Source organism: Novosphingobium colocasiae, from assembly GCF_014652555.1.
Classification (GTDB): Bacteria; Pseudomonadota; Alphaproteobacteria; order Sphingomonadales; family Sphingomonadaceae; genus Novosphingobium; species Novosphingobium colocasiae.
In genome coordinates, this window is record NZ_BMZA01000010.1 from 33,297 (window position 1) to 55,537 (window position 22,241).

Consider the following 22,241-nt stretch of genomic DNA (forward strand, 5'->3'; position numbering starts at 1 on the left):
TTTCGACCTCGCTCGACACGAACGGATTCAGATTTCCGGCGCTTGGCGTTAGCGACCCCTCACCGCAGCGGCCACACCGATATCCTGCGGATCGCATAGCGCCCCGGAAACACCGTCTTCGCATCCGGAAAGCCGCCCCAGGCCCCGCCGATCGCCAGGTTGGCGATCAGGTAGGCGCTGGTGCGGGTCAGCGCGGGCGGGGTGGCGGCGCGCGAGACCTCGCGGCCGTCGATGAACCACACGATCACGTCGGGCCGCCATAGCACGCCATAGCGGTGGAACCCGGCCGAGGCGTCGAACGACAGCCGGATGCGGCGCGAGACCTTGGTGCGCCCGGCGATCACCGTGCAATAGACCGAGCGCGGATCGCCCAGGCCTTCGAACACGTCGATCTCGCCGGACTCGGGCCACGCGCCGTCGATCGGCATCAGCCAGAACGCCGGCCACATGCCCTTGCCCACGGGCAGGCGCGCGTCGATCTCGAAATAGCCGTAGCGCTGGGCGAAGCTGAACTTGGTGGTGATGATGCCGCCATAATAGGGCTTGTTCCAGGCCAGCAGCCGCGCCCGATCGGGGGTGCGGTGGGCCATGATCGTCAGCATCCCGGGGCGGTGGACGAACGGATCGAGGCCCAGCGGGCGCGGGCCGGGTGCGGGGCCTGCACCGGGGCCGGTGCCCGGCCCGCCGGCGCTCAACCCCGCGAACGCCGCGTCCGATCCGAAGCTGGTCGATGACATGTGCCGGTTCGCCATGGAGAACGCGCCGCCATAGCCATAGACGGTGCGCCAGCGATGCGGCTGCAGCGGGGGGGCCTGATCGGTGCCGTGATCGAACGTGGCGAAGCGATCCTCGAACGCGGGGCGGGCGCTGGTGTCGATATAACTGGAGAGCGGCGCACCGGCCCTGGCCTCCTGCGCTTCGCCCGCCACCACGATCGGCACACCGGCGGCCAGCGCGGGCGGGCAGGGCGGCAGCGCCAGCGCCAACGCTATTACCAGTGCGGTACCCGCCATGGCGAGGCGGGCGATCCGTGCCGTCGGCGAAGGGCCGGGCATTGTCGGAAGGCGAGGGCGCATACCAGTTCGATCCCATGGCCGGGGGCGCGGGGATCGCCGCCGGAACCGGGTGCCATCCTACCCGGCTCGCCTCGTAAGTATGTGTAATTCGCCTCCATAACGGATGCCTCTGCGGTTCGGCGAGCGGCGGCGGTGGACTAGCCTTGGCGCGAATCGCGGCGGATTTTCGCCGGTCGGTCATGATCAGCGCAAAAGGGGCAGTGCGTGCCGGCCAATCCGCAAGTGTCGATCCTGCCGCAAGTGTCGATCCTGATGGTCGCCCGCAACGCCGGGCGCACGATCGATGCCGCCCTGCATAGTGCCCGGCGGCAAACCGTGTCCGCGATAGAGATCGTGGTGGTGGATGATGGCTCGGTCGATGATACCCCGGCGCTGGCGCAGGCGCATGCCGCCGCCGATCCGCGCGTGCGGGTGCTGCCCGGCCCGCGCCGGGGGTTGAGCGCGGTGCGCAACGCCAGCCTTGCCGCCGCCGCCGCGCCGCTGGCGCTGATCCTCGACAGCGACGATCTGCTCCATCCCCGCCATGTCGAACGGCTGTTGCGGGCGCGGCAGCGGTCGGGCGCGCAGGTCTGCGCCGCCAACATGCTCGCCTTCGCGGTGGACGACGGGGGCAGGGCGCTGCGGGCGGTGCCGTTCGCGCCGGGCGATGCGTGGCGCGTGCCGCAGGATATCGGCGCGGCGCGGTTCGTCGCCGCCAACATGATCGGCGGGGGCGGGGTCTCGCTCGGCTATCTCAAGCCGCTGCTCGACCTCGGCTTCTTGCGCGCGCACAGCCTCGCCTATGACGAACGCCTGCGCATCGGCGAGGATTTCGATCTCGTCCTGCGCTGCCTGATGGCCGGGGCGCGCTACCGGTTTGTTCCGGAGCCGACCTATTTCTACCGTCGCCACGCGGCATCCACCTCGCACCGCCTCGATCGGGCGGATCTCACCGGGCTGCTGCTCGCGCTCGATCAGGCGGACGTGGCGGCGGATGATGATGCGCTGGCCCATGAACTGGCGGCGCGGCGGGTCAACCTTGTCGGCACCTTGCGCCATCTCGATGCGGTGGCGGCGTTCAAGCAGCGCGCCTGGGGCCGCGCCGTCGCGATCCTGCGCGGCGATCCGGTGGCGCGGCGGCTGATGCGCGGCAGCGTGCGCGAAGGGCTGGCCCGGCGGCTTGGTCTGCCCGCCAGCCCGCAGCCCGGCACCCGCCATCGCCTCGCCGGGGCGGAGGAAATTCAGCCCTTTCTCGAAGCCATGGCCGATGCCCTGATCCCTTCCACCCCCTTGCCGGAGCCCGTGCATGCGGCCGATCGTCTTCCTGTTTCCGCATGATCGCATGGACGTCGGCGGCAATTCGGCGCAAGTCCGGTTCCAGCACGCCTGCGCCCGCTTCACCCGCGTCTCCGCCGCCGCCTACGGCCCGCGCGTCGCCGGGTGGGACCATCTTGACGATGTGCTCGCCCACACCGCCACCGGCCCCGAAGCGCCCATCTTCGCCATCCATTGGGGGCCGGATATTGCGATGCTGTTCGATCGGCTGCGCGGGCGCGATGTCGTCTATTTCGCGCACAGTTCGGGCTGGGGCATGCGCATTTCGCCGCAGGTGCCGATCCTGTGCGTCAGCCGCAACACGCAAGCCTACTGGGGCCGCCGCGCGCCGAACAACTGGATCGCCCATGTCCCCAACGTGATCGACGTCCCCAACGTGATCGATCCGCCCCCCGCCGTGCCGCCCCCCGCGCGCGATATCGATGTGCTGGTGCAGACGCGCAAATCCTCGCGCTACCTGCTCGAACGGCTGGTCCCGGCGCTGCGCCCGCATTGCCATGTGGTCCTGCTCGATGGCTGGGTCGATGATCTCGGCGCATGGATGCGGCGCAGCAAGGTCTACCTCTATGATTCGGTCGAACACTGGATCGCCGTCGGCGCGACCGAGGGGTTCGGCCTCCCCCCGCTGGAGGCGCTGGCGCAAGGCTGCGTGGTGTTCTCCAGCGTGAACGATGCCCTGTCGGACTATCTCGATCCCGCCGTCAACTGCCACAAGCTGCGCGTCCACTCGCTGGCGTGGGACGTCGAACAGGTCCGCCAAGCCGTCGCCGCGCAGGGCCCCCGGCCGCCGGACGCCGCCTTTCTGGAACCCTACGCCCCCGCCGCCGTGGCGCAGCGGCTCGAACACCTGTTCACCGGGATCGAGGCGTTCTTCGCCCACACCGCCCGTCACACACCGGACATTGCCGATCCCTGCGCCCGCCACCGCCCCACCCCCCTGCAACGCGCCAAACGCATGCTCCGCGCGCTGGCCGCGAACGAGTGAGGGGGGCCACCTCAACCATCCTCAATCCTCCTCATCCTCCCGCTCCGCCAGCGCCGCCTCGCTCCGCGCCCGCATCAGGTCCAGCTTGGCGTCGATCGAGGCATAGATTTCCTCCTGGCTCGGCCGCTCCGCCTCGATCGCCGCGCGCACGCGCTCGTACAGGGCGGAGCCGGGGCGCAGGTCCACGTCGCGGCCATAGCGGCCGCTGCGGCGCTGGCGCAGCAGGAACAGGATCAGTTGCGTATCGTGGCGGACATAGTGGGCCACCACCTCGCCCCCGCTCACCAGCGGGCGCAGCTCGCCGACGATGGCGCGTTCCAGCGCGCAATCCTCCAGCCGCATGATGCCGCGGTCGATCGCCGCCTCCCACGCGGCGGCGAACCCTTCCGCCCCGGCCAGGCCGCGCAGCTTGTACAGCGCCTCCAGCGAAGCCCCGATCCGCCGCGCCGCCTGCGTCACGATCCCCGTCGCCGCCAGCGCCGCGATGAACGCGCGCTGCCGGTCGGGCGTGATCGCATTGCGGCGCGGCCGCTTGTGGAGATAGGGCGCAAAGGCCAGCAACGGATCATCCCCGTCCGGCTCGTCGCCGGCAAACGCCGTGCGCGAAGTGCGCCGAGAAGGCCGGACCGAAACACACGCCAAAGCCGCAGGCGATGGCGTCCCACAATCCCCCCTCCCGTTCGCGGGAGGGGCCGGGGGAGGGCCTGTATCCTCCCGCTCCCCCCGCGCGGCGGGGCGCCTATCCTCCCCCACCGGGGGAGGGGGACCATCCGCAGCGCGGACGGTGGAGGGGCGCCCGCCAATTACGGAACGTCCATCATCGCCCCCCTTGCGGGAGCGGGTCTTGCGATCATGCGGCATGGCAAAGGGATCCGGCGCAGTTGAAACGAGTTCCCCAAGGCTGGCCTATGTACCTTAATGGCGGGGCTGTAGGAAAATGGTTTCAGCGTGCAGCCACCGCCGCCCGGTCATCTTGGCCGGGTGCTGGCGCGCCACGCGGCAAGGTCGATCAGCTCGCCGTGGTCTGCCGTGAGCGCCGAAATGCTCGCATGTTCGGTCAGGACGATCACATTGCTCGTCGGCCAGCGCGCGTTGGGAACGACGATGGCCTCGTATTCGTAAAAGAATGCAACCTCGCCGATCTGCTGGGTGGTGGGGTATTCACCGCCGCGCTGGACGTAGGAAAGCTGGCCATAGAGTTGCATGTTCACGCCCAATGCGGCGAGGCGGCCTTCCCCGGAAAGGTCCAGCACACGGGTCAGTTCCGCACTGATCCGATGGACGCGCTTTGCCGGTCTGGAGGGCGGGATCGGCTGGCCGCGCGCGGCATGGAACCATGCCTCCGCCAACGCCCCGTCGCGCTCGCTGGATGTGTAGAGCACATCGAAACTGCCGTCGTCCCAACGCCCGCCCGATCGCCCGGCGCTCAGCGGATCACGGCCATCACTGACCACCCGCCACAGTCGCGCGTCCAGTGCAATCGGCGTTTCGCTCTCGATCGCATCCAGCAAAGCCTGCGGTCGGGGCAGGCGATAGTCCTGACTCAAAGATAGGCCTCGGCATCGAGGCGATCGAGGATCGCGATGACCTCGGCCGTGCGATCGTTGACGATCAGATCGATCGCCCGCTGCCCGTCAAGCTGCGGATGCTCCGAATAGAGCCAGATGCGCACTTCCTCGGGCGTGTAATACTCATCCAGGCGGCTCACCACATAGTGAAGCCGCGCCAGCAAAAGCTGCACCTCGGGCCTGGGCGCATGCGAACCGGCTTTCCAGCGGTGGACGGTTGCCGAAGAGACATCGGCGAAATTGGCAATGTCGGTTCCCTTCAGGCCGCCATCGTCCTGCAACCTGTCGATGAACCGGGAAACGGCATTCATGCTGTCATGACCTTCCACACGCATGCGCTCCGCAAGATGTCCTGCCCCAGTCGCGCTGCGGCGCGCGCCAAAAGAAAGCACACTTGCTGTATCCATCACTATCATATCGTTTTCACGACTGCCAGTCGGTGAAAACCAGTTGCATCACAGCCGAATGGAAAGCGGGCGGCTGCGCAAATGCATGGACCTCGTTCCCCATCCTCCCCCTGCGGGGAAGGGGGACCATCCGCAGCGCGGATGGTGGAGGGATCCGGCGCAGTTGAAACGAATTCCCCAAGGCTGGCCTATGTGCCGCGATGGCGCGGGTGTAGGAAAATGGTTTGTGCGGCAAGGGTTGGAGACGGCCCACCCCGCTGCGACTAAGGCCTGCGGCCCAAGTCTCGCGCCCCTCCCGCGAGCGGGAGGGGAAAACAGCACTTCGCTGTGCCGTGGCGCTGGCACCCCCTCCCGCCTGCGGGAGGGGAGCGAGACTTGCGGGCTTGCCCGCTAGTCGCAGCGGGGTGGGCCATCCCGAGCCCCCCGCAAAACCGAAATCTCAGCCGAAACCGCCGCTAGCACCATCTCCATTTCCCGCAAGACCGCAGCGTTCGGAAACCGCAGCACCCGCAAGCCTTGTTCCGCCATCCAGCGATCGCGCGCCAGATCGTATTCGGGGCGCGCATTGTGGGAAAACCCGTCCAGTTCGATAACAAGGCCCAACTCGCGACAGAGAAAGTCCGCGAAATACGGGCCAACCGGCATCTGCCGGCTGAACTTCGCCCCCATCTGCCCTCGCGCGAGATACCGCCAGAGCATCCGCTCAGCGGGCGTAGCCGCATTGCGCAACTGGCGCGCGCGCTGCGTATGGCGGGGTTTGAAATCGGGCACCGGCGTAGGCTGTGGTGCGTCGCCGAATATGGGGAGTTAAAAAGTTGTCAGCCGAGGGCAGGGGCGGCCCACCCCGCTGCGACTAAGGCCTACGGCCCAAGTCTCGTGCCCCTCCCGCGAGCGGGAGGGGAGAATAGCGCCCGATTTCGCGGTAGCAATAGCACTGGAAATCACTATGGAAGCGCATGTTATTATTATTGATGCAGCATCTATCCGATTATGTTAACTTCTTGAGAAGAGAGGTTGCATGACTTCGAAATAATAAGCGTCTCTAAGCCGAATCCATTCGTAAGACTTGTCGTGGATTATTGGCATAGTGGCCCAATCTAACGGTGGTTGACCCCACGGGTGAATAGGAAACACCGCCAAATCAACTGAATAAGGGATTAGGTCGGGTAAGAGCTTGGCATTTGGAGCATTGATACAGTGGAGGATCAATTGATCCAGTACGATGGTGGTGACTGCCAGGTTTGTCTCGACCACGTCGGGGGCAGTCGCATCGGTTCCCAGGATAACGGTGCCGGGGCGGTTTGAATACGTAATCCTATGGAATCCCGAACCCCGACCGAGCCACATCAGCCATCCAGGGGGCACCGCAAGATTTCTACGTATAAAATTTCGATCATTCACTGTGACTCCACCAGATTTCGGGAAGCTCATCGCTACAACTGACGTGGTCATGGCCAGCCATACCGATATTCGTTCCGCATGTTGTGCCGAAAACTTCGTCCAGTCTCCATTAATCAAAGGGGAGAGAATCGGAATTAACTCATCCTGTAGATCCTTCATCCAGCCTGTGTTGCAGATTTCACAGACCATGAGGAGTTGTCTCGTCCCCAAGTTTCCGCCACGTGTTTTAACGAATCGCTGAAATGTCGGTTTGGATTCATTTTTGATGTAAAGTGTCGCAACATGAGTATGGTTTTCGCTCACCCGAGGAATTATATTACGTAACCAGTTCGGGACTACATGTTCGCGGGTCATGTTTTTTCTCGAGCCGCAAAATATACAGCGGCGTGCGTGAGGGGAAGTCGCGGTCATGATATTTTCAAAGCGTCACGAAACTCTGCTGGAGTCAATATTGTGGCTGCAGAAATATCACAGTTTGCTAGCGCGCCTCGGAACGGCAGGTCTCAATGCCCCCCAACCTTGACCCCACCCCCCAAACCCGCTAACGGCGCGCATCCCTTCGGGCCCCGCCCGGAAGGCACAACATAGAGCTGAACGCTGCCGCTTCCCGCCTTTATGGCGGAAAACGGCAGAGTAATCCGTGGGTTGGTCCATCGGGTGGAGTGTTCTTCGGCTCACGCTGCATGGCCCCGGCGGTCCTTTCGGACGCCGCTTCGGCCTTGCCCTTTGCGTGATTCGCGGCATCTTCCTTTCGAGAAACCTGCTCCCGGACCCGGTTTGAACCGGGGTGCGACGGGTACCGGCCGATGCCTTCGGCCCGCATCCATCGCACTCCCATTTGAAGAGAAGAGCCAGATGCCCACTATCAACCAGCTTGTCCGCAAGGGCCGCGAGCCGCAGAAGGCCAAGAGCAAGGTCCCGGCGATGGAGCAGAACCCGCAAAAGCGCGGCGTCTGCACCCGCGTCTACACCACCACCCCGAAGAAGCCGAACTCGGCGCTGCGCAAGGTGGCCAAGATCCGCCTGACCAACAGCCGCGAAGTCATCTCGTACATCCCCGGCGAAGGCCACAACCTGCAGGAGCACTCGGTCGTGCTGATCCGCGGCGGCCGCGTGCGCGACCTTCCCGGCGTGCGCTACCACATCCTGCGCGGCGTGCTCGACACGCAGGGCGTCAAGGACCGCAAGCAGTCCCGCTCGAAGTACGGCGCCAAGCGTCCGAAGTGACCCGGGCCTAGCCGCATAGAGTCATTCTTCTCCCGCCTCACGGCGGGTGCGGCACCGGCCCTCTCCCCCACCCGACCACCCGACAGGGTAGTCTCATGGGTGGTCGGGTGGGGGAGAGGGCCGGTGCCGCGAGGCGCTCCCGGACGGGAGTGCCGCATTTCCGAAGGAAACAGCGAAAATGTCACGTCGTCGTCGTCCCGAGAAGCGGGAAATCCTGCCTGATCCCAAGTTCGGGGATCAGACCCTGTCGAAGTTCATGAACAACCTCATGCTCGACGGCAAGAAGTCGGTCGCGGAATCGATCGTCTATGGCGCTCTCGATACCATGCAGAGCCGCGCCAAGGCCGATCCGGTGCAGTTGTTCCACGATGCGCTGAACAATGTGAAGCCGCAGATCGAAGTGCGTTCGCGCCGCGTCGGCGGTGCGACGTACCAGGTGCCGGTCGAGGTTCGTCCCGAGCGCGCCCAGGCGCTGGCCATCCGCTGGCTGATCACGGCCGCGCGCAACCGTCCGGAAACGACGATGGCCGCGCGCCTGTCGGGCGAGCTGCTCGATGCCGCCAACAACCGCGGCAATGCCGTGAAGAAGCGCGAGGACACGCACCGCATGGCGGACGCGAACCGCGCCTTCTCGCACTACCGCTGGTAAGGGGGTCTGTGTCGCCCGGGGGCTGTCGGTCGATCGGCGGTCATCCGGGCGTCACACTTCCAATTCAGGGGGCGAGGGCTTATCTCATGGCCGCTTCGCTCCCCACACCCTGAGCTCTCTAAGGATTTTCACCATGGCCCGCAGCCATCCGCTCTCGCTGTATCGCAACATCGGTATCATGGCGCACATCGACGCCGGCAAGACCACGACGACCGAGCGCATCCTCTACTACACCGGCAAGTCCTACAAGATCGGCGAAGTGCACGATGGTGCCGCGACGATGGACTGGATGGAGCAGGAGCAGGAACGCGGCATCACCATCACCTCGGCGGCCACCACCTGCTTCTGGAAGGCGGACAGCGGCCAGGGCGAGGAATACCGCATCAACATCATCGACACCCCCGGGCACGTTGACTTCACCATCGAAGTCGAACGCTCGCTGCGCGTGCTCGACGGCGCGGTCGCCTGCTTCGACGGCGTCGCCGGGGTCGAACCGCAGTCCGAAACCGTATGGCGCCAGGCCGACAAGTACGGCGTCCCCCGCATGTGCTTCATCAACAAATTGGACCGCACTGGCGCCAACTTCAAATACTGCGTGCAGTCGATCATCGATCGCCTTGGCGCGACGCCGGCGGTTCTCTATCTGCCGATCGGCATGGAAGCGGACCTCAAGGGCCTCGTCGATCTCGTCCACAACCGTGCGATCATCTGGAAGGATGAATCGCTGGGGGCCGAGTTCTTCTACGAAGAGATCCCGGCCGACATGGCTGACGAAGCGGCCGAATATCGACTCAAGCTCATCGAACTCGCCGTCGAACAGGACGACGACGCGATGGAAGCCTATCTCGAAGGCAACGAGCCTGACGTCGATACGCTCAAGAAGCTGATCCGCAAGGGTACGCTGGGCCACGCGTTCGTGCCGGTGGTCTGCGGCTCGGCGTTCAAGAACAAGGGCGTGCAGCCCCTGCTCGACGCCGTCGTTGATTACCTGCCTTCGCCGCTCGACATCGAAGACGTGCAGGGTGTCAAGGTCGATAGCGACGAGAAGGACAGCCGTCCGCCGGAAGACGGTGCGCCGTTCTCCGCGCTGGCCTTCAAGGTCATGAACGATCCGTTCGTCGGCTCGCTCACCTTCATCCGCATCTACTCGGGAACCCTGTCGAAGGGCAGCTACCTGAACTCGGTGAAGGGCAAGAAGGAAAAGGTCGGCCGCATTCTCGAAATGCACGCCAACGACCGCAAGGACATCGAAGAAGCCTTTGCGGGCGACATCGTGGCGCTTGCCGGCATGAAGGAAACCACCACGGGCGACACGCTCTGCGCCGAACGCGCGCCGATCGTGCTGGAACGCATGGAATTCCCCGAGCCGGTCATCGAACTGTCGGTGGAGCCCAAGACCAAGGCCGACCAAGAGAAGATGGGCGTCGCGCTCAACCGTCTCTCGGCCGAGGACCCCTCGTTCCGCGTGTCGACCGATCATGAATCGGGCCAGACGATCATCAAGGGCATGGGCGAACTGCACCTCGACATCATCGTCGATCGCATGCGTCGCGAGTTCAAGGTCGAAGCCAACGTCGGCGCGCCGCAGGTGGCTTACCGCGAATACCTCGCCAAGCCGGTGGACATCGATTACACGCACAAGAAGCAGTCGGGCGGTACCGGCCAGTTCGGCCGCGTGAAGGTCAAGGTCACTCCGGGTGAACGCGGTTCGGGCTTCGTCTTCAAGGACGAGATCAAGGGCGGCAACATTCCGAAGGAATACATCCCGGCGATCGAGAAGGGCTTCCGCGAGACCGCCGAGACCGGCTCGCTGATCGGCTTCCCGATCATCGACTTCGAAGTGCTGCTCTATGACGGTGCATACCACGACGTCGACTCTTCGGCGCTGGCATTCGAAATCTGTGCCCGCGGCGCGATGCGCGAAGTGGCCCAGAAGGCGGGCATCAAGCTGCTCGAGCCGATCATGAAGGTCGAAGTCGTCACCCCCGAGGATTACCTCGGCGACGTCATCGGCGACATGAACAGCCGTCGTGGCCAGATCCAGGGCACCGACACCCGCGGCAACGCGCAGGTGGTCGAGGCGATGGTGCCGCTTGCCAACATGTTCGGCTATGTGAACCAGCTCCGCTCGTTCACCCAGGGCCGTGCCAACTACTCGATGTTCTTCTCCCACTACGACGAAGTCCCGGCGAACGTCGCGGCCGAAGTCAAGGAGAAGCTCGCCTAAGCTGGCGGGTCGAAGGAGAAGCTTGCCTCCGGGCAGGAATGGTTCTAGGGGCGGCGCCTGCGATTCCGTGGGCCCCGCTCCGAAGCCTGCAGATTCACATTCAAGACGAAAGAAGGTTTGAAAGATGGCCAAGGCAAAATTCGAGCGGAACAAGCCGCACTGCAACATCGGCACCATCGGTCACGTTGACCATGGCAAGACCACGCTGACCGCTGCGATCACCAAGGTGATGGCCGAAGCTTTCGGCGGTGAAGCCGTTGACTTCGCCAACATCGACAAGGCTCCCGAAGAGCGCGAGCGCGGCATCACCATCTCGACCGCCCACGTCGAGTACGAGACCGAAGCCCGTCACTACGCGCACGTCGACTGCCCGGGCCACGCTGACTACGTGAAGAACATGATCACCGGTGCCGCCCAGATGGACGGCGCGATCCTGGTCGTGAACGCCGCTGACGGCCCGATGCCGCAGACCCGCGAGCACATCCTGCTCGCTCGCCAGGTCGGCGTGCCGGCGCTGGTCGTCTACATGAACAAGGTTGACCAGGTCGACGACGAAGAGCTGCTCGAGCTCGTCGAACTCGAAGTGCGTGAACTGCTGTCCTCGTATGACTTCCCGGGCGACGATATTCCGATCGTCAAGGGTTCGGCTCTGGCCGCTCTCGAAGGCCGTGACGACAACATTGGCAAGGAATCGATCCTTGAGCTGATGAAGGCGGTTGACGAGTTCATCCCGCAGCCCCCGCGTCCGACCGACAAGCCCTTCCTGATGCCCGTCGAAGACGTGTTCTCGATCTCGGGTCGCGGCACCGTTGTGACCGGCCGTATCGAGACCGGCATCGTCAAGGTTGGCGACGAAGTCGAAGTGATCGGTATCCGCAACACGCAGAAAACCGTCGTCACCGGCGTCGAAATGTTCCGCAAGCTGCTCGACCAGGGTGAAGCCGGCGACAACGTCGGCGCGCTGGTTCGTGGCCTGAAGCGTGAAGACGTGGAGCGTGGTCAGGTTCTCGCCAAGCCGGGCACCGTGACCCCGCACACCGAGTTCACCGCCGAAGTCTACGTGCTGTCGAAGGAAGAAGGCGGCCGTCACACGCCGTTCTTCGCCAACTATCGTCCGCAGTTCTATTTCCGCACCACCGACGTGACCGGCGAAGTGATCCTTCCCGAAGGCACCGAAATGGTCATGCCGGGCGACAACGTCTCGCTGTCGATCAAGCTGATCGCCCCGATCGCGATGGACGAAGGTCTGCGCTTCGCTATCCGCGAAGGCGGCCGCACCGTAGGTTCGGGCGTGGTTGCCTCGATCTCGAAGTAAGCTTCGCAGATCACGGGTAACACCGGACAAGAAAAGCCCGGTCTTCCGCAAGGGAGGCCGGGCTTTTCGCATCAGGGGAGGAGAGCCGGAGAATGGCGCGCAAATATTCCAAGCATGGTCCGCGCGAGGACCTCTATCGCGATGACGAGGAGGAGCAGGCCGCGCCCAAGCCTGATTGCTGGCTGTGCGGGCGTCCTTGTGGGGAAGAGGTGGTCTGGCACCACCCGGTACCCAAGAGCCGGGGAGGGCGCGACACGGTGCCGATGCACCCGATCTGCCAGCAGACCATCATCGCCCACTTCACCAATTCGCAGTTGGAACGCTTCGGCATGGACGCCAGCGGCTTGCTGGCCGATCCGGCGATTGAGAAGTTTGTCGCATGGGTCGCGAAGAAGGATCCCGACTTTTACGCACCCATCCCGAAGAAGCGGAAATAGACCGGTCTCAGCTTCGCAACCGGTGCGCGGCGCGGATCAGGTCGGGCTGCTCATCGTAGAAGGCGATGAGTTGCCGTGGCGTAATCCCGCATTCGCGGCGACGGCCATAAAAGAATGGTGCCGGTGCCGCATCCATCCCGCGCCGGTTGCCACAAAACCGATCGAGCCAGCGTAGCCACAGGAAGGGCAGGGTAGCAAAGCTACCGAGTTTCTCGTTCCGCAACAGTGACTGGGCGAGATAGCGTATCGCGTTGACCACACCCGTTCCGGGACCGGACGAAAAGCCCATCGCCTCGACGTCGAAATCGCGGAACAGCCAGCGCAGACCACTCGCGGTGTATCGCGTGAAATCGTAGTTTTGCTCGACGATGGGCCACATGAACGCCACGTTGGCGAAAACGAGACCGCCCGGGCGCAGCACCCGGTGCATCTCGGCCACGATCGCCATGGGATCAAGAGTGTGCTCAAGGACCGCCTGGACCCATACGGCGTCGATGCTGCCGTCCGCAAAGGGCAGTCTGTGCCCGTCCGCCACGACTGTCACCAACGGGCTGGCATAGACGTCGAGGGCGATGACGCGGACCCGTTGGTCCTGATACAGTGCATCGGCCCCGCTGCCGACACGACCGCCGCCGATCACGAGTATGGTCGGATCGACGCGATCTCGCGTCAAGCTCTCGATCAGCCGTTGCGCAAAATGGGGCGATGCATGATTGCAGCCGTGCAGGATGCGTGAAACGAGTGGGCTGCGCTCCCGCCGGTCAAGTGGGCTGGCACCGCCGGTCTCGATGATCGCCGCGCGATCGATGTAGCTGCGTTCAAAGTCAATGAGGACGGGTTTGCCGCCAAGGCTCGCGAATGGCTCGGCGTTCTGTGAACATTTGGGAGCCGTGCAACGCATGCTCTCGCGATCGATGGTGAGAGGCCCGTGACACGCGGGGCAAGCAAGCCGATCGATGATAAGGCGTGCATCTTCAACCAGCATGGAGCCTCCTTCGCTCTTGCTGGAGCAGGTCCTTTGCTCGTGATTTGCCCAATTTTTTCATTTTATTGCTTCAGTGCGCCCGATAACCGACGCACCAATCCTGCCGCCGTTCCGGCCACCTCAAGCCGTGCGGGCCATATCCTCCGAGAATGTCGCAAATCAGCGCTTGCGCGAATCCCGATGCCGATGTAGGGGCGCGCTTCGAATTTGTTTGGGGCGTATGCCCTTTGGCTCTTTCTCATCGGTAGCAGGTACATGGAAGCTCAGAACATCCGCATCCGCCTCAAGGCGTTCGACCACCGCGTTCTCGATCAGGCAACGGGTGAAATTGCGGATACCGCACGCCGCACCGGCGCTCTGATCCGTGGCCCCATCCCGCTGCCGACGAAGATTGAAAAGTTCTGCGTCAACCGTGGACCGCACATCGACAAGAAGTCGCGTGAGCAGTTCGAAGTGCGCACCTACAAGCGTCTGCTGGACATCGTTCAGCCCAACGCCGCGACCGTCGATGCGCTGATGAAGCTCGATCTGGCTGCCGGCGTGAATGTCGAGATCAAGCTGGCGTAAGCCTGCCAGTCTCAGGCGCAAAATTTCGGACTTCGGTCCACATCCTTTCCGATCCCAAGGATCGGCTTGAACGAGGGAAACCTCGCGAGAGACAGAGCCCCCGGCACCAACGCCGCCGGTGGACACAAGGGATACCTCTGGGGCTTGCTCCAGGAATGCGTCCCCCGTCTCGCTTCCGCCGCCCATATGGGCGGGCAGGGAGCACCCAGCCCGGACGGGGGCCACGCATCGCACCAGGGCTGGACACGCCTGCGGGGATGGTCCCTGTTGGCCTCTGTGAGGAGTTTTGGTCATGCGCACCGGCGTGATCGCTAAGAAAGTCGGGATGACCCGCCTTTTCCAGGAGGACGGCCGGCATGTGCCCGTCACCGTCCTGGCGCTGGAAGATTGCCAGGTCGTCTCCGTCCGTACCACCGATGTCGATGGCTATGTTGCCGTCCAGCTCGGTGCCGGCGAAGCGAAGCAGAAGAACGTAGCCAAGCCGCAGCGCGAGCACTTCGCCAAGGCGCAGGTTCCCCTCAAGATGCGCGTCGCGGAATTCCGCGTCGCCGACGACGCGCTCCTGGAAGTCGGCTCCACCATCGCTGCCTCGCACTTCGTGCCCGGCCAGTTGGTTGACGTTGCCGGCCACACCCAGGGCAAGGGCTTCCAGGGCGCCATGCGTCGCTGGGGCTTCGGTGGTATGCGCGCCACGCACGGCGTGTCGATTTCGCACCGTGCCCACGGCTCGACCGGTAACCGTCAGGATCCGGGCAAGGTCTTCAAGAACAAGAAGATGGCCGGCCACATGGGCGACCGTCAGCGCACCCAGCAGAACCTCGAAGTCGTCCGCGTGGACGACGAGCGTGGCCTGATCTTCGTCAAGGGCTCGGTGCCCGGCTCGAAGAACGCCTGGCTCACCGTTTCGGACGCCGTCAAGGTGGACCGTCACGCCGAGGCTCCGTACCCGGCCGGTCTGAAGACCGCCGCCAACAGCAACGATCAGGCTGCCGACACCCCCGCGGAAGACACCGCGGCCGTCGAGGCGACCGAAGGCCAGGAGGGCTAAGTCGTGAAGGTTCAGGTCCTCAATCTGGACGGCACCGCCGGCACCGGCGAAGTCGATCTCTCGGATGACGTGTTCGGCCTCGCGCCGCGCGCCGACATCCTCCATCGTGTCATCACCTGGCAGCTCGAAAACCGTCGCGGCATCGCCCGCGCCACTCGCGAGCGTTCGGACGTTGCCCGCACCGGCAAGAAGTTCGGTCGCCAGAAGGGTGGCGGCACGGCCCGTCACGGCGATCGTGCGGCTCCGGTCTTCATCGGCGGTGGTAAGGCTCACGGCGCTCGTCGTCGCGAGTTCGACGTTTCGCTGAACAAGAAGGTTCGCGCGCTCGGCCTCAAGATGGCGCTGTCGTCCAAGGCGCAGGGCGGTCTGGTCGTCGTCGACAGCCTCGACGTCGAAGGCAAGACCAAGGCGCTCGTCGCCACGCTCGCCAAGGCGAACTGGGGCAAGAAGGTCCTGGTGATCGACGGTGAAGCGGTGAACGACAACTTCGCCCGCGCCGCGCGCAACATCGTCGGCCTCAACGTGCTCCCCGCCGTCGGTGCCAATGTGTACGACATCCTGAAGCATGATACGCTGGTGCTGACCCGCGCCGCTGTCGAAAAGCTGGAGGCGCGCTTCAATGGCTAAGAACGCAGCGAAGGACGTGGACATTCGTCATTACGACGTGATCCTCGCTCCGCACATCACCGAGAAGTCGACCCTGCTTTCCGAGCAGAACGCGGTCGTTTTCAAGGTGGCCGACAAGGCGAGCAAGCCCGAGATCAAGGCTGCCGTAGAGGCTCTCTTCGGCGTCAAGGTGACCGGCGTGAACACGCTGGTCGTCAAGGGCAAGACCAAGCGCTGGCGCGGTAAGGAATACCGCCGCAGCGACGTGAAGAAGGCGATTGTCACGCTGGCCGAAGGCCAGTCGATCGACATCACCGAAGGCGTGCGGGGTTAAGGCACCATGGCACTCAAGACATACAACCCGACCAGCCCCGCCCGTCGCGGCCTGGTCCTCGTAGACAAGTCGGCGCTCTGGAAGGGCAAGCCGGTCAAGTCGCTGACCGAGGGCAAGAGCAAGACCGGCGGCCGCAACAACAAGGGTCACGTGACCTCGCGCGGCATTGCCGGCGGCCACAAGCAGAAGTACCGCTTCATCGACTTCAAGCGTCGCAAGTGGGACATGGATGCCACGGTCGAACGCCTGGAATACGATCCTAACCGCACCGCGTTCATCGCTCTGGTGAAGTACACCGACGGCGAACAGACCTACATCATCGCCCCGCAACGTCTTGCGGTTGGTGACGTGGTCGTCGCCGGCGAGAAGACCGACGTCAAGCCGGGCAACGCGATGTTGCTCTCGCAGATGCCGGTCGGCACTATCTGCCACAACGTGGAGATGAAGCCGGGCAAGGGTGGCCAGATCGCCCGTTCGGCCGGCACCTATGTGCAGGTCGTCGGTCGTGACCGCGGCATGGTGATCGTGCGCCTCAACTCGGGCGAACAGCGTTACCTGCGTGGCGATTGCATGGGCACCGTTGGCGCCGTGTCGAACCCCGACAACTCCAACCAGACCCTCGCCAAGGCCGGCCGCAAGCGCTGGCTGGGCCGTCGCCCGCTGACGCGCGGCGTCGCCAAGAACCCGGTCGATCACCCGCACGGTGGTGGTGAAGGCCGCACCTCGGGTGGCCGTCATCCGGTCACGCCGTGGGGCAAGCCGACCAAGGGTGCCCGCACCCGCAACAACAAGCAGACGGACAAGATGATCATCCGTTCGCGTCACGCCAAGAAGAAGAGGTAAGTCACGATGGCACGTTCCGTCTGGAAAGGCCCCTTCGTCGACCTCTACCTTCTCAAGAAGGCTGAAGTCGCGCAGGAGGCCGGCAACCGCGCCGGTCCGATCAAGACCTGGTCGCGTCGCTCCACCATTCTGCCGCAGTTCGTTGGTCTGACGTTCAACGTCTACAACGGCCGCAAGTTCGTTCCCGTCGCCGTCAACGAGGACATGGTCGGTCACAAGCTGGGTGAGTTCGCTCCCACCCGCAGCTTCCCCGGCCACGCCGCCGACAAGAAGGGCAAGCGCTGATGAGCAAGCAAGCTGCACCCCGCAAGGTTGGTGACAAGGAAGCTCTCGCCGTCGGGACCACGATCCGTGGTTCGGCACAGAAGCTCAACCTGGTCGCCGGCCTGATCCGCGGCAAGCGCGCCGAGGATGCCATGAACATCCTCGCCTTCTCGACGAAGGCGATGGCTGTCGATGCCCGCAAGGTGCTCGCTTCGGCGATCGCCAACGCGGAAAACAACCACAACCTCGACGTCGACGCGCTCGTCGTTGCCGAGGCATCGGTTGGCAAGTCGATCACCATGAAGCGCTTCCACGCCCGTGGCCGTGGCAAGTCGACCCGGATCCTCAAGCCGATTTCGCGGCTGCGGATCGTCGTCCGCGAAGTCGAGGAGGCCTGATCCATGGGTCACAAGAGCAATCCGATCGGTCTGCGCCTGCAGATCAACCGCACCTGGGACAGCCGCTGGTTCGCGGAAGGCCGCGATTACGGCAAGCTGCTTGAGCAGGATCTCAAGATCCGCAAGTTCATCATGGAATCGCTGCCGCAGGCCGCGATCTCCAAGGTGGTGATCGAGCGTCCCGCAAAGAACTGCCGCGTGTCGATCTATGCCGCCCGTCCGGGTGTCATCATCGGCAAGAAGGGTGCTGACATCGAGAAGCTTCGCAAGAAGCTGGCCACGATGACCGATGGCGACGTGAAGCTGAACATCGTCGAGATCCGCAAGCCGGAAATCGATTCCAAGCTCGTCGCCCAGGGCATCGCCGATCAGCTCGTGCGTCGCGTCGCTTTCCGTCGTGCCATGAAGCGTGCGGTTCAGTCGGCGCTGCGTCTGGGTGCCGAAGGCATCAAGATCACCTGCGGCGGCCGTCTAGGCGGTGCGGAAATCGCGCGTACCGAATGGTATCGCGAAGGCCGCGTGCCGCTGCACACGCTGCGCGCCAACATCGATTATGCCGAAGCCGAAGCGCTGACCGCATATGGCATCATCGGCATCAAGTGCTGGATCTTCAAGGGTGAGATCCTGGGCCACGACCCGATGGCGCAGGACCGCCTGATGATGGAGGCTCAGACCTCCGGCGTGCGTCCGGCACGCTGAGGCTGAGGTAGGACAAGCACCATGCTGCAACCGAAGAAAACCAAGTTCCGCAAGGCCTTCAAGGGCCGGATCAAGGGTGACGCCAAGGGCGGCACCGATCTGAACTTCGGATCGTATGGCCTCAAGGCCATGGAGCCCGAGCGGATCACCGCCCGCCAGATCGAAGCGGCCCGCCGCGCGATCACCCGCCACATCCGCCGTCAGGGCCGGTTGTGGATCCGCGTCTTCCCGGACGTGCCGGTTTCGAAGAAGCCTGCCGAAGTCCGTCAGGGCAAGGGCAAGGGTTCGGTCGAATACTGGGCTGCCCGCGTCAAGCCGGGCCGCATTCTGTTCGAACTGGACGGCGTCGCCGGCCCGCTCGCTGCCGAGGCTTTCAGCCGCGCTGCGATGAAGCTGCCGATCAAGACCAAGGTCGTTGCCCGCCTCGGCGACACCTCGCACCTGGAGGGCTAAACCCATGGCCAGCAAAACCGAAGACCTGCGCGCCAAGAGCGACGATCAACTGGGCGCCGAGCTTGCTGATCTCAAGCGCGAGCAGTTCAACCTGCGCTTCCAGGCTGCCACCAACCAGCTAGAGCGTCCGGCCCGCGTCAAGGAAGTGCGTCGTGAAATCGCGCGCATCAAGACGCTGCAGGCCGAGCGTTCGGCGCAGTAAGGAGGAAACACGATGCCCAAGCGTATCCTGATCGGGACCGTTGTTTCCGACAAGACTGACAAGACCGTGACCGTGCTCGTCGAGCGCAAGGTGAAGCACCCCCTTTACGGGAAGATCATCCGCCGCTCGAAGAAGTATCACGCGCACGACGAGGACAACACCTTCAAGACCGGTGACCAGGTCCGCATCGAGGAAACCAAGCCCTACTCCAAGACCAAGACTTGGAAGGTGCTTGACCGTCTCGCTGCGAGCAAGGGCACCGCGATCGAGGCGAACCTCGAAGTCGACGCAGCCAACTAAGACGATTTTTGGAACTGCCGGACTTGTTCCGGCAAGCCAGTGAGAAGGAACCGGATCGATGATCCAGATGCAATCCAATCTCGACGTCGCGGACAACAGCGGCGCCAAGCGCGTCCAGTGCATCAAGGTGCTGGGCGGGTCTAAGCGTCGTACCGCAGGCGTTGGCGACATCATCGTGGTGTCGGTCAAGGAGGCGCAGCCCCGTGCCCGCGTCAAGAAGGGCGACGTTCACCGTGCGGTGATCGTTCGCACCAAGAAGGACGTGCGCCGCGCCGACGGCTCGGTTATCCGTTTCGACGGTAACGCCGCCGTGCTCATCAACAAGAACGAGGAGCCGATCGGCACCCGTATCTTCGGCCCCGTGGTGCGCGAACTGCGCGGCCGCGGCTTCATGAAGATCATCTCGCTCGCTCCGGAGGTGCTGTGATGGCTGCCGCGAAGATCAAGAAGGGTGACCGCGTGATCGTCCTGTCCGGCAAGGACAAGGGCCGCACCGGCACCGTGAGCCAGGTTCTGCCCAAGGATGGCAAGGTCGTGGTCGACGGCATCAATGTCGCCACCCGCCACCGCAAGCCGACCCAGGCGAACCCGCAGGGCGGCATCGACCGCACTGCCGCGCCGATGGCGATCAGCAAGGTTGCCGTAGCCACTGCGGACGGCAAGCCGACCCGCGTGCGCTTCGAAGTCAAGGACGGCAAGAAGGTCCGTGTGGCCGTCAAGTCCGGGGAAACGATCGATGGCTGACAAGTACACTCCGCGCCTCCGTTCCAAGTACGATGCGGAAATCGTCAAGGCGATGACCGAGAAGTTCGGCTACAAGAACGTGATGGAAATCCCCCGGATCGAGAAGATCACGCTCAACATGGGCGTGGGCGAGGCGAGCCAGGACAAGAAGAAGGTCACCACGGCCGCTGCCGAGATGGAAGCCATCTCGGGCCAGAAGCCGGTCATCACCAAGGCCCGCAAGTCGATCGCGCAGTTCAAGCTGCGTGAAGGCATGCCGATCGGCTGCAAGGTGACCCTGCGCCGCGAGCGCATGTACGAATTTCTCGATCGCCTCATCACGATCGCGATGCCCCGCATCCGCGACTTCCGTGGCCTGAACCCCAAGTCGTTCGACGGCCGTGGCAACTATGCGATGGGCCTGAAGGAGCAGATCATCTTCCCGGAGATCAGCTACGACAAGATCGAGAAGGTGCGTGGCATGGACATCATCGTCACCACCACCGCGAAGACCGATGAGGAAGCACGCGAACTGCTGCGCCTGTTCGGTTTCCCGTTCCCGGCGGAAGCCGCCGAAGAGAAGCAGGCCGCGTGAGCGGTCTTAGGTAAGAGAGCTTAAGTCCATGGCGAAACTGAGTTCCGTTAACAAGAACGAGCGTCGCAAGAAGCTCGTCAAGCAGTATGCCGGCAAGTACGCGCGCCTCAAGGCCGTTGCCGACGACCAGAGCCTTGACGAGACCGAGCGCCTCATTGCTCGTCTCAAGCTGGCCGAAATCCCGCGCAACGGCAATCCGACCCGGATTCGCAACCGCTGCGCGACCACCGGTCGTCCGCGCGGTTACTACCGCAAGTTCGGCCTGTGCCGCGTCGAGCTGCGTGATCTTGCCAACAAGGGCATGATCCCCGGCGTGACCAAGTCGAGCTGGTAAGGGGCATTTAGAATAATGGCTATGACCGATCCCCTGGGTGACATGCTCACCCGTATCCGCAACGGCCAGCAGGCGAAGAAGGATTCCGTCCTTTCGCCCGCTTCCAAGCTGCGTGCCCGCGTTCTGGAAGTGCTCCAGCGCGAAGGCTACATCCGTGGCTTCAGCGATGACGCGTCGGGTGCTCACCCGCAACTGCGCATCGAACTGAAGTATTTCGAGGGCGAACCCGCGATCAAGCATATCGCGCGCGTCTCGAAGCCCGGTCGCCGCGTCTATTCGGGTTCCAAGGAACTGCCGATCGTGCGCAACGGCCTTGGCATCACCATCGTGTCGACGCCGCGTGGCGTGCTCTCGGACGCCGAGGCCCGCACCCAGAACGTCGGCGGCGAAGTGCTCGCGGAGGTGTTCTGATGAGCCGCATCGGCAAAAAGCCGGTGGCGATCCCGAGCGGGGTCTCCGCCAACATCGATAACGGCATCCTGTCGGTGAAGGGCCCCAAGGGCACGCTCACCATGGGTCTGTCCGATCTCGTCACCTACGAGCTGGACGACGCTGCCATCGCGGTGCGCCCGGTCAACCAGACCAAGGCCTCGCGCAGCCACTGGGGCATGCAGCGCACGCTGGTTTCGAACCTCATCTCGGGCGTGACCGAAGGTTACACCAAGGTGCTCGAAATCACTGGTGTCGGTTACCGTGCCAACGCTCAGGGTCGTAACCTGAAGCTGCAGCTCGGCTATTCGCACGACGTCGACATCGCGGTGCCGGAAGGTCTTGAAGTCAAGACCCCTGACAACACCACGGTCGAGATCTCCGGTATCGACAAGCAGAAGGTCGGCCAGCTCGCGGCCGAGATTCGTCGCTGGCGCAAGCCCGAACCCTACAAGGGCAAGGGCATCAAGTACCGCGGCGAGTTTATCTTCCGTAAGGAAGGGAAGAAGAAGTAATGGCAAAGCTGTCCCTCTTCGACCGCCGCAAGCGGCGCGTCCGCACCGCCCTTCGTGCCCGCTCGGGCGGTCGTCCCCGCCTGTCGGTGCATCGCACCGGCCGTCACATCTATGCGCAGATCATCGACGATGCGCAGGGCCGTACCGTTGCCGCAGCCAACACGCTGGGTGGCAAGGGCACCGATGTCGACGCGGCAACCCGTGTCGGCAAGGAACTGGCCGAAGCCGCCAAGCAGGCCGGCATCACCACTGTCGTGTTCGACCGCGGTGGCTTCCTCTATCATGGTCGCGTCAAGGCGCTGGCCGATGCCGCCCGTGAAGCCGGGCTGGAGTTCTGATC

32 protein-coding genes are annotated in these 22,241 nt (G+C 63.9%); 25 read left to right on the forward strand and 7 right to left on the reverse strand.

Annotation, left to right across the window (positions count from 1 at the left end; translation table 11 throughout):
• Positions 1-59: 59 nt before the first annotated feature.
• On the reverse strand, positions 60-1,055 hold the full coding sequence (locus IE122_RS12835) for a glycoside hydrolase family 16 protein (protein WP_189621577.1): 996 nt from the start codon (positions 1,053-1,055) through the stop codon (positions 60-62).
• A 225-nt stretch (positions 1,056-1,280) separates the two neighbouring features.
• On the opposite strand from IE122_RS12835, the gene IE122_RS12840 reads away from it, so the two are divergent.
• Positions 1,281-2,393: a glycosyltransferase family 2 protein gene (locus IE122_RS12840; protein ID WP_189621578.1), complete on the forward strand. Its 1,113-nt coding sequence runs from the start codon at positions 1,281-1,283 to the stop codon at positions 2,391-2,393.
• The gene (locus tag IE122_RS12845; protein ID WP_189621579.1) at positions 2,362-3,375 is read left to right on the forward strand and encodes a glycosyltransferase family 4 protein; all 1,014 of its coding nucleotides are present in this window, start codon (positions 2,362-2,364) and stop codon (positions 3,373-3,375) included. The genes IE122_RS12840 and IE122_RS12845 overlap by 32 nt, the downstream gene beginning before the upstream one ends.
• Before the next feature lie 21 nt (positions 3,376-3,396).
• Here the strand turns inward: IE122_RS12845 and IE122_RS12850 are convergent, their stop codons facing one another.
• From IE122_RS12850 to IE122_RS12870, 5 genes are all read right to left on the reverse strand, one after another.
• Positions 3,397-3,936 (reverse strand): hypothetical protein, encoded by a 540-nt coding sequence (locus IE122_RS12850; RefSeq protein WP_229814118.1) that lies wholly within the window; start codon positions 3,934-3,936, stop codon positions 3,397-3,399.
• A gap of 407 nt (positions 3,937-4,343) precedes the next feature.
• Positions 4,344-4,922 carry an RES family NAD+ phosphorylase gene (locus IE122_RS12855; protein ID WP_189621581.1) on the reverse strand — a complete coding sequence of 193 codons (579 nt, stop codon included), beginning with the start codon at positions 4,920-4,922 and terminating at the stop codon, positions 4,344-4,346.
• Positions 4,919-5,254, reverse strand: coding sequence for an antitoxin Xre/MbcA/ParS toxin-binding domain-containing protein (locus IE122_RS12860; protein ID WP_229814119.1), 336 nt, complete (start codon positions 5,252-5,254; stop codon positions 4,919-4,921). The genes IE122_RS12855 and IE122_RS12860 overlap by 4 nt, the downstream gene beginning before the upstream one ends.
• A 486-nt stretch (positions 5,255-5,740) precedes the next feature.
• Positions 5,741-6,121 carry an endonuclease domain-containing protein gene (locus tag IE122_RS12865; protein ID WP_189621583.1) on the reverse strand — a complete coding sequence of 127 codons (381 nt, stop codon included), beginning with the start codon at positions 6,119-6,121 and terminating at the stop codon, positions 5,741-5,743.
• 222 nt (positions 6,122-6,343) lie between these two features.
• Entirely contained in the window at positions 6,344-7,162 is an 819-nt protein-coding gene (locus tag IE122_RS12870) for a hypothetical protein (RefSeq protein WP_189621584.1), read from the reverse strand.
• A gap of 444 nt (positions 7,163-7,606) precedes the next feature.
• Here IE122_RS12870 and rpsL point away from each other — a divergent pair, with 444 nt between their 5' ends.
• From rpsL to IE122_RS12895, 5 genes are all read left to right on the forward strand, one after another.
• A complete protein-coding gene (rpsL, locus tag IE122_RS12875; protein ID WP_189621585.1) occupies positions 7,607-7,978 on the forward strand; it encodes a 30S ribosomal protein S12 in 372 nt (123 codons plus the stop codon).
• Positions 7,979-8,156: 178 nt separating this feature from the next.
• On the forward strand, positions 8,157-8,627 hold the full coding sequence (gene rpsG / locus IE122_RS12880) for a 30S ribosomal protein S7 (RefSeq protein ID WP_189621586.1): 471 nt from the start codon (positions 8,157-8,159) through the stop codon (positions 8,625-8,627).
• A 133-nt stretch (positions 8,628-8,760) separates the two neighbouring features.
• Entirely contained in the window at positions 8,761-10,854 is a 2,094-nt protein-coding gene (gene fusA / locus IE122_RS12885; RefSeq protein WP_189621587.1) for an elongation factor G, read from the forward strand.
• A 124-nt stretch (positions 10,855-10,978) separates the two neighbouring features.
• Positions 10,979-12,169, forward strand: a complete 1,191-nt coding sequence (gene tuf, locus IE122_RS12890) for an elongation factor Tu (protein WP_189621588.1) — start codon at positions 10,979-10,981, stop codon at positions 12,167-12,169.
• Positions 12,170-12,261: 92 nt separating this feature from the next.
• The gene (locus tag IE122_RS12895) at positions 12,262-12,606 is read left to right on the forward strand and encodes a hypothetical protein (protein ID WP_189621589.1); all 345 of its coding nucleotides are present in this window, start codon (positions 12,262-12,264) and stop codon (positions 12,604-12,606) included.
• Between the two features lie 7 nt (positions 12,607-12,613).
• Here IE122_RS12895 and IE122_RS12900 read toward each other — a convergent pair whose 3' ends face one another.
• On the reverse strand, positions 12,614-13,591 hold the full coding sequence (locus IE122_RS12900) for a class I SAM-dependent methyltransferase (RefSeq protein ID WP_189621590.1): 978 nt from the start codon (positions 13,589-13,591) through the stop codon (positions 12,614-12,616).
• Between the two features lie 255 nt (positions 13,592-13,846).
• Here IE122_RS12900 and rpsJ point away from each other — a divergent pair, with 255 nt between their 5' ends.
• From rpsJ to rplR, 18 genes are all read left to right on the forward strand, one after another.
• Positions 13,847-14,158: a 30S ribosomal protein S10 gene (rpsJ, locus tag IE122_RS12905; RefSeq protein ID WP_091146544.1), complete on the forward strand. Its 312-nt coding sequence runs from the start codon at positions 13,847-13,849 to the stop codon at positions 14,156-14,158.
• Between the two features lie 292 nt (positions 14,159-14,450).
• Positions 14,451-15,206: a 50S ribosomal protein L3 gene (gene rplC, locus IE122_RS12910; RefSeq protein WP_189621591.1), complete on the forward strand. Its 756-nt coding sequence runs from the start codon at positions 14,451-14,453 to the stop codon at positions 15,204-15,206.
• Between the two features lie 3 nt (positions 15,207-15,209).
• A complete protein-coding gene (gene rplD / locus IE122_RS12915) occupies positions 15,210-15,833 on the forward strand; it encodes a 50S ribosomal protein L4 (RefSeq protein WP_189621592.1) in 624 nt (207 codons plus the stop codon).
• Positions 15,826-16,146 carry a 50S ribosomal protein L23 gene (locus tag IE122_RS12920; protein ID WP_189621593.1) on the forward strand — a complete coding sequence of 107 codons (321 nt, stop codon included), beginning with the start codon at positions 15,826-15,828 and terminating at the stop codon, positions 16,144-16,146. Before rplD ends, IE122_RS12920 begins: the two co-directional genes overlap by 8 nt.
• A gap of 6 nt (positions 16,147-16,152) precedes the next feature.
• Positions 16,153-16,989 (forward strand): 50S ribosomal protein L2, encoded by an 837-nt coding sequence (gene rplB, locus IE122_RS12925; RefSeq protein WP_189621594.1) that lies wholly within the window; start codon positions 16,153-16,155, stop codon positions 16,987-16,989.
• 6 nt (positions 16,990-16,995) lie between these two features.
• A complete protein-coding gene (gene rpsS / locus IE122_RS12930; RefSeq protein WP_189621595.1) occupies positions 16,996-17,274 on the forward strand; it encodes a 30S ribosomal protein S19 in 279 nt (92 codons plus the stop codon).
• Positions 17,274-17,651, forward strand: coding sequence for a 50S ribosomal protein L22 (rplV, locus tag IE122_RS12935; protein ID WP_189621596.1), 378 nt, complete (start codon positions 17,274-17,276; stop codon positions 17,649-17,651). Before rpsS ends, rplV begins: the two co-directional genes overlap by 1 nt.
• A gap of 3 nt (positions 17,652-17,654) precedes the next feature.
• On the forward strand, positions 17,655-18,350 hold the full coding sequence (gene rpsC / locus IE122_RS12940; protein ID WP_189621597.1) for a 30S ribosomal protein S3: 696 nt from the start codon (positions 17,655-17,657) through the stop codon (positions 18,348-18,350).
• Positions 18,351-18,371: 21 nt separating this feature from the next.
• Positions 18,372-18,803, forward strand: coding sequence for a 50S ribosomal protein L16 (gene rplP, locus IE122_RS12945; RefSeq protein ID WP_189621598.1), 432 nt, complete (start codon positions 18,372-18,374; stop codon positions 18,801-18,803).
• Positions 18,804-18,807: 4 nt separating this feature from the next.
• Entirely contained in the window at positions 18,808-19,005 is a 198-nt protein-coding gene (gene rpmC / locus IE122_RS12950) for a 50S ribosomal protein L29 (RefSeq protein ID WP_189621599.1), read from the forward strand.
• Between the two features lie 12 nt (positions 19,006-19,017).
• Entirely contained in the window at positions 19,018-19,305 is a 288-nt protein-coding gene (gene rpsQ, locus IE122_RS12955; protein WP_189621600.1) for a 30S ribosomal protein S17, read from the forward strand.
• Between the two features lie 58 nt (positions 19,306-19,363).
• Complete coding sequence (gene rplN, locus IE122_RS12960; protein ID WP_189621601.1) at positions 19,364-19,732, forward strand: 50S ribosomal protein L14; 369 nt, start codon at positions 19,364-19,366, stop codon at positions 19,730-19,732.
• On the forward strand, positions 19,732-20,049 hold the full coding sequence (gene rplX / locus IE122_RS12965) for a 50S ribosomal protein L24 (protein WP_189621602.1): 318 nt from the start codon (positions 19,732-19,734) through the stop codon (positions 20,047-20,049). Before rplN ends, rplX begins: the two co-directional genes overlap by 1 nt.
• Positions 20,042-20,623 (forward strand): 50S ribosomal protein L5, encoded by a 582-nt coding sequence (gene rplE / locus IE122_RS12970; RefSeq protein WP_189621603.1) that lies wholly within the window; start codon positions 20,042-20,044, stop codon positions 20,621-20,623. The genes rplX and rplE overlap by 8 nt, the downstream gene beginning before the upstream one ends.
• 28 nt (positions 20,624-20,651) lie before the next feature.
• The gene (rpsN, locus tag IE122_RS12975) at positions 20,652-20,957 is read left to right on the forward strand and encodes a 30S ribosomal protein S14 (RefSeq protein WP_189621604.1); all 306 of its coding nucleotides are present in this window, start codon (positions 20,652-20,654) and stop codon (positions 20,955-20,957) included.
• A gap of 15 nt (positions 20,958-20,972) precedes the next feature.
• Positions 20,973-21,368: a 30S ribosomal protein S8 gene (gene rpsH / locus IE122_RS12980; RefSeq protein WP_189621605.1), complete on the forward strand. Its 396-nt coding sequence runs from the start codon at positions 20,973-20,975 to the stop codon at positions 21,366-21,368.
• On the forward strand, positions 21,368-21,901 hold the full coding sequence (gene rplF / locus IE122_RS12985) for a 50S ribosomal protein L6 (protein ID WP_189621606.1): 534 nt from the start codon (positions 21,368-21,370) through the stop codon (positions 21,899-21,901). The genes rpsH and rplF overlap by 1 nt, the downstream gene beginning before the upstream one ends.
• Positions 21,901-22,239 carry a 50S ribosomal protein L18 gene (rplR, locus tag IE122_RS12990; RefSeq protein ID WP_189621607.1) on the forward strand — a complete coding sequence of 113 codons (339 nt, stop codon included), beginning with the start codon at positions 21,901-21,903 and terminating at the stop codon, positions 22,237-22,239. Before rplF ends, rplR begins: the two co-directional genes overlap by 1 nt.
• Positions 22,240-22,241 lie beyond the last annotated feature (2 nt).